At 64.8% G+C, this 6,174-nt stretch carries 5 protein-coding genes and 1 pseudogene; 4 read left to right on the top strand and 2 right to left on the bottom strand.

The genetic code is table 11. The annotated features are described in order from the left end of the window. Both VJS90_RS02635 and VJS90_RS02630 read left to right on the top strand, forming a co-directional pair. Window positions 1-158, top strand: a pseudogene (locus tag VJS90_RS02635) (chemotaxis protein CheV); the annotation flags it as partial. Window positions 159-214: 56 nt separating this feature from the next. After that, complete coding sequence (locus tag VJS90_RS02630; protein WP_324118824.1) at window positions 215-1,015, top strand: MOSC domain-containing protein; 801 nt, start codon at window positions 215-217, stop codon at window positions 1,013-1,015. Between the two features lie 47 nt (window positions 1,016-1,062). Here the strand turns inward: VJS90_RS02630 and VJS90_RS02625 are convergent, their stop codons facing one another. Then, a complete protein-coding gene (locus VJS90_RS02625) occupies window positions 1,063-2,991 on the bottom strand; it encodes a transglycosylase SLT domain-containing protein (RefSeq protein ID WP_324118822.1) in 1,929 nt (642 codons plus the stop codon). A 220-nt stretch (window positions 2,992-3,211) separates the two neighbouring features. Between VJS90_RS02625 and VJS90_RS02620 the strand changes: the two genes are divergently transcribed. Beyond that, window positions 3,212-5,128: an ATP-binding cassette domain-containing protein gene (locus tag VJS90_RS02620; protein ID WP_324118820.1), complete on the top strand. Its 1,917-nt coding sequence runs from the start codon at window positions 3,212-3,214 to the stop codon at window positions 5,126-5,128. Between the two features lie 42 nt (window positions 5,129-5,170). On the opposite strand, the gene VJS90_RS02615 is transcribed toward VJS90_RS02620, so the two are convergent. After that, window positions 5,171-5,611, bottom strand: coding sequence for a universal stress protein (locus VJS90_RS02615; RefSeq protein ID WP_324118817.1), 441 nt, complete (start codon window positions 5,609-5,611; stop codon window positions 5,171-5,173). 109 nt (window positions 5,612-5,720) lie between these two features. Here VJS90_RS02615 and VJS90_RS02610 point away from each other — a divergent pair, with 109 nt between their 5' ends. Next, window positions 5,721-6,158 (top strand): hypothetical protein, encoded by a 438-nt coding sequence (locus VJS90_RS02610; protein ID WP_324118815.1) that lies wholly within the window; start codon window positions 5,721-5,723, stop codon window positions 6,156-6,158. The last annotated feature ends 16 nt before the right edge of the window (window positions 6,159-6,174 follow it).

Here is a 6,174-nt window from a genome sequence, read left to right as displayed (position 1 = left end):
GTGGGCTCTACGTGGTGTTGCACACGTCGCTGTCCGGCAGTTTCAACGAATCGATGGTGAAGAAGGTCGGTTGCGACAACTTCCTGTCCAAGTTCCAGCCCGACAAGCTGGTCGACGTGGTCCGCCAGCGCCTGGTGCTCGACCAGGCGACAGTCTAGGCCGTCCAGCGCGCCAGGTATAAGCTTGGGCTTTGACCTGGCATGGGATGGCAAGGATGTTTCTGAGTGCGATGTACCACTATCCGGTGAAGTCCTGCAGGGCCCACGCGCTGCAGCGCTCGGCGGTCGGCCTGTTGGGGCTGGAGGGTGACCGGCGCTGGATGGTGGTCGAACAGGAGAACGGGCGCTTTCTGACCCAGCGCGCCTATCCAGTGCTGAGCCAGCTCGCCGCCCGCTATGGTGATGCCGGGCAACTGATCCTGGAGGCGCCTGGCCAACCGGCGCTGGAAGTGCCGGTGCCGGCGGCCGATGACGCCCTGCGCGGGGTGACGATCTGGCGAGATACCTTGCGCGTGCCCGACGCTGGCGACGCGGCGGCTGACTGGCTGAGCCAGCTGGTCGGCAAGCCGGTGCGGCTGGTGCATTGCCCCGAGCAGCGTGCGCGTTATCTGCCTGGTGGTTATGGGTTCAACAGCGATCGCGCGGCCTTTCCGGACGGTTTTCCGCTGTTGCTGGTGGGCCAGGCATCGGTCGACGACCTGAGCGTGCGGGTGGGCCGGCCCATGGAAGCCTTGCGGTTGCGGCCCAATCTGGTGATCGAGGGCGGTGGGGCGTTCGCCGAAGACGGTTGGGAGCGAATCCGTATCGGAACACTTGAATTCCGTGTGCTGGCGCCGAGCGTGCGCTGCATCTTCACGACCCTCGATCCGCTTACCGGCGAGCGTAGCCCCGACCGCGAACCCTTGACCACGCTCAAGGGGTACCGGCAGAAGGACGGCGACGTGCTGTTCGGCCAGAACCTCGCCGCCGACGGCCACGGGGTGCTGGAGGTGGGGATGGAGGTCGAGGTGTTGTAAAGGCGGTTTCTTGTGGGAGCGGGACTAGCCCGCTCCCACAGGTGTTGCTACAGATCATCGAAATACCGCTCATGCCAATCCACCAGCGGCTGCGGCGAGTTGAGTTTCTGCCCGTAGATCACCGAATACGACAGTACGTTCTGTACGTACTGGCGCGTCTCGTCGAACGGGATCGATTCGACCCACACATCGAAGCTCAGGTGGTTGGCGCCGCGCAGCCATTGCCGTACACGGCCGGGACCGGCGTTGTACGCGGCCGAGGCCAACACGCGGTTGCCGTTGAACTGGCTGTGCACCTGGCTGAGGTAGGCGGCGCCGAGCTGGATGTTCTTGTCCGGGTTGAGCACCTGTGCCTGGGAGGCCAGCGGGATGTTGAACTTGCGCGCGGTCTCGCGGGCAGTGGCGGGCATCAGCTGCATCAGGCCGCTGGCGCCGACGCTGGAGCGGGCGTCTTCCATGAAGGCGCTCTCCTGGCGGGTGATGGCGAACACCCAGCTTGAATGCAGGCCTCGCACCTTGGCTTCACGCACCAGTGTGTCGCGGTGGGCCATCGGGAAGCGGACATCCAGGTCATCCCAGTACTGGGCCTGGCTGATGGTGCGGATGGCCGGGAAGTACCAGCGCATCTGGTAGGCCAGGCGCGCCTGGGCCACCATTTCGTCGCGGCTGAAGTGACGGCTGACGTAGTACCACTCGCGGCGGCCGTCGACGATCTGCCCGCGGGCGTGGAACTCGAGCGCGCGACGTATCCCAGGGGTGTTGCGGACCTTGTTGACCAGTTGCTGGCTCAGCACCAAAGGCTTGTTGTTGAGCTGGTAAGGGGTCTGCACGCGGTCGGCGGCCAGGAAGCCGTAGAAGTCGCGCTCGCGCGCCACGGCCTTGTACAGCGGCGGGACCTGCGGGTTCTTCGGCTGCGCCAGTTCAAGGCTGCGCGCCTGCCAGTATTTCCAGCGGTTGCTGCTGGCCAGGTCCTGGGGCAGGCGCTTGCTCAGCTCGTAGGCGTCTTCCCAGCGGCCCAGGCGCAACAACAGGCGCATGCGCCATTCGCTGACGGTGTTGTCGCGCAGTTCGGGGTCGTAGCGGGTCATCAGGTCGAGGGCGCGCGGGTCGTAGCGGCGTGCCAGGGTCAGGCCGATCTCGCGGGCGATGGCAACCTTCTCGTCACGGGAGAAATGCATGCGCTGGGCATAGTCGTCGAGCAGCGCCATGGCCCGCTGCGGGTCTTGCCGGGCAAGCCGGCGCAGGCCCAGGCTGACCACGTCCGACATGGCCTCGCTGACCGGGCTGAAGCGTGACGGCTGGTCGAGCAGCTCCGGCTTCTGCGCCACGTCGATCAGCAGGCGGCCTTGCGGGCCGAGGGTGGTCAGGGACTGCACCAGGGTGTTGGTCAGGGTGTAGTTGCGAGCCTGCGCCGCCAGCTTGGCGCGTTCCCAGCGCCGGGCCTCGGTCAGCTGGCCTTCGGCGGCCCACATGCCGAACAGGGTGTCGCAGGCCGCCGGTTGCGACTTGCCGACGTGCCACAGCTTCACGGCCGTGGCGAAGCCTTCGGTGCGCTGCCCGTGGCTGAGCTGATACTGGCCGTTGAGGCAGTCAAGCTCGGTGAAATTGAGCTTGGGGTCGTAGTACTTGACGAAGGGCTTCCAGTCACCGCGTTCGGCCAGCCAGCGCAACCAGCGCAGCTTCATCCAGTTGGCCTGGGGCAGGTCGCCATGCTTGGCCAGGAACGCCTCGATCTCTTCGTTGCTGGCGCTCTTGAGGCGCGCGGTGAGCTCGTCGTAGGCAAGGTAAGGCGTCAGCGGGTAGTCGCGCAGCGCCTGGGCATAACGCAGGTACGGACCCTTGTCGCCCTTGGCCAGGGCACGCTTGGCTTCATCGTAGTATTGGCGTTGCTGGGTGAGGTCGGCAGCCTGGACCACGCTGGTGGAGCTGGCGGCGAGCAGCAGGCAGGAAACAATATGAAACAGGCGGCTGCGCATGATACGTCCGGGCAGTTGAACCATGAAAAGTGACGGCCGAGCCAGCACTGTGGGGTGAATGGCCTTAGCTTAGCCGGTTGGCGCAGGCGGAAGAAAGCATTGTGCTTGTATCCAGTTGTAATGATGCGACCGTTTGTAGGAAAGCACTGTAGGAAGGGCGTGCTTAATGTGCTGAGGGGGCAAGTCAGGTAGAATGCGCGCCCGGTTTTTGGAGAAGATCATGACCCTGCTCAAATTAAGCGATGTGTCCCTTGCGTTCGGCGCCATGCCGTTGCTGGACAAGGTGTCCTGGCAGATCGCCCGTGGTGAGCGGGTGTGCATCATCGGCCGCAACGGCACTGGCAAGTCGAGCATGCTGCGCCTGATCAAGGGCGAGCAGAAGCCTGACGACGGCGAGATCTGGCGCGCCCCTGGCCTGAAGATCGGCGAGCTGCCGCAGGAACTGCCAGTGGCGGACGACCGCACCGTGTTCGACGTGGTCGCCGAAGGCCTGGACGGCGTCGGTGCGCTGCTGGCCGAATACCACCACCTCAGCCAGAACATCCACAGCGATGCAGACCTGGACAAACTGATGCATGTCCAGCAGGACCTCGAAGCCCGTGACGGCTGGCGCCTGCAGCAGCTGGTCGACAGCACCCTGAGCCGTTTGCAGCTGCCTGCCGACAAGACCCTCGCGCAGCTGTCCGGTGGCTGGCGCCGCCGCGTGCTGCTGGCCCAGGCACTGGTCTCCGAGCCAGACCTGCTGCTGCTCGACGAGCCGACCAACCACCTGGACATCGGCGCCATCGCCTGGCTCGAGGAGGCCCTCAACGGCTTCGGCGGCGCCGTGCTGTTCATCACCCACGACCGTTCCTTCCTGCAGAACCTGGCCACGCGCATCCTCGAGCTGGACCGCGGCGGCCTGATCGACTGGAACGGCGACTACGCAAGCTTCCTGGTGCACAAGGAGGCCATGCTGGCCGCCGAGGAAACCGCCAACGCCCTGTTCGACAAGAAGCTGGCCCAGGAAGAAGTCTGGATCCGCCAGGGCATCAAGGCCCGCCGTACCCGTAACGAGGGCCGCGTGCGCGCGCTCAAGGCCCTGCGGGTCGAGCGTGGCGAGCGCCGCGAGCGCCAGGGCAAGGCCAACATCCAGCTCGATGTCGCCGAGAAGTCGGGCAAGCAGGTGATGGTGCTGGAAAACGTCAGCTTCAACCATCCGGGTGGCCCGCAGCTGGTCAAGGACTTTTCCATGGTCCTGCAGCGCCAGGACCGCATCGGCCTGCTGGGCGCCAACGGTACCGGCAAGACCACCTTGCTCAAGCTGATGCTGGGCGACCTTGAACCTACCGAAGGCAAGGTCGAGTCGGGTACCCGCCTCGAGGTCGCCTATTTCGACCAGCTGCGTCACCAGCTCGACCTGGAAAAGACCGTCATCGACAACCTCGCCGAGGGTCGCGACTTCATCGAGATCGATGGCCAGAACCGCCACGTGCTGAGCTACCTGGGCGACTTCCTGTTCAGCCCGCAGCGTGCCCGCACGCCGGTCAAGGCGTTGTCGGGCGGCGAGCGCGCGCGGCTGCTGCTGGCCAAGCTGTTCAGCAAGCCGGCCAACCTGCTGGTGCTCGACGAGCCCACCAACGACCTGGACGTGGAAACCCTCGAGCTGCTCGAGGAAGTGCTGTCGGCGTTCAAGGGCACCGTGCTGATGGTCAGCCACGACCGGGCCTTCCTCGACAACGTGGTCACCAGCACGCTGGTGTTCGAAGGCGAGGGCAAGGTGCGCGAGTATGTCGGTGGTTACCAGGACTGGATCCGCCAGGGTGGCTCGCCGAAGCTGCTGGGCGTGAGCGAAAGCAAGTCGGGCAAGTCGGCGCTGAACACCGCCGTCGTGGAGTCGGCGCCCGTGGCCGAGCCCGTGCCTGTCGCCGAGCCTGCCAGGAAGAAGCTCAGCTACAAGCTGCAGCGCGAGCTTGAGGCGTTGCCGGGCCAGATCGATGCGGTGGAGCAGAAGATGGCGCAAGTCCAAGAAGAGATCAGCGCGTCGGACTTCTACCAGCGTCCGATCGGTGAAACCACCGTGGTGCTGGCGAGCCTCGAGAAGTTGCAGGCCGAGCTCGACACACTGGTCGAGCGCTGGGCCGAGCTGGACAGCTGATCGAACACGCCACCCGGCGCGCAGGCGCCGGGTGGCGGGGTATCATTCCTTTTTCTGCAGGCGGACCGCCAGGACGTCGCACGGCGCGCCGTGCAGCACGTCGTTGGCGGTCGAGCCCAGCAGCAGCGCCAGGCCATGGCGGCCATGGCTGCCGACCACGATCAGGTCGCAGTTATGTTCCTTGGCCAGTTGATGGATTTCCTGCCGTGGCTGGCCGTAGGTGAGATGCGAGTCACCACGCGGGATCTCCGGGTACTTGACGAACAGGCGGTCCATGCGCTCCTTGGCCTGGTCGAACTGCTGCTGTTGCAGTTGCGACAGGTCCATCGGCACATCACCCCCGAACGCCATGGCCATGGGCTCGACGATGTGGACCAGCGACACCTTGGTGGTGCCGAGCGAGGCGAGCTTCATGGCACGCTTGATCACCGGGTCGCATTCTTCGGTCAGGTCTACGGCAACCAAAATATGTTCGTAGGACATGAGCAGTTCTCCTGACAATCGCGATAGTTGAAGTATGGTCGGTTTCAGGCTGATCGCTGTGCATCTCGGCTAACCAGCTCATTCGTAACGCTTTATGGGAACAACAGATATGACGATATGGCTGGTTGTGTCAATCCTTGCCTTGATTCTGAGCCCGCTCGCCTGGCTGCGTCCATCGCACAAGCAGAGCGTGCAGATGAGTTTGCGCCTTGAAGGCCGGCGCATGGGGCTGGCCATGCAGTTGGCGCCCCAGCAGTGGCCACACTGGCTCGGCAGGCACGCGCCAGACCCCTGTCCTCAGTACCATCGCGGGCGCAGCAAGGGACAGACCGATACCTGGTGCTACTGGCAGGTTTCGCCGGGGGTGTGGTTGAACCAGTGGCGCGAGCCCTGCGAGGACCCCCGCGTGCTGGCGCAGCTAACGCGCTTGCCCGAAAGCGCCTTCAAGGTCGAGGCGGGAACCCAGATGATCGCCCTCTACTGGAGCGAGCGGGGCGAGAAAACTGTATTGCAGGATATTGCCCAAGTCCTCGAAGCGCTCGCCTGAACCCTTCGCCGTCCAC

Origin of the sequence: Pseudomonas sp. (assembly GCF_035277045.1) — a bacterium.
GTDB lineage: Bacteria > Pseudomonadota > Gammaproteobacteria > Pseudomonadales > Pseudomonadaceae > Aquipseudomonas.
Note: the sequence above shows the minus strand (reverse complement) of the source record. Positions and strands in the feature narration are given on the sequence as shown.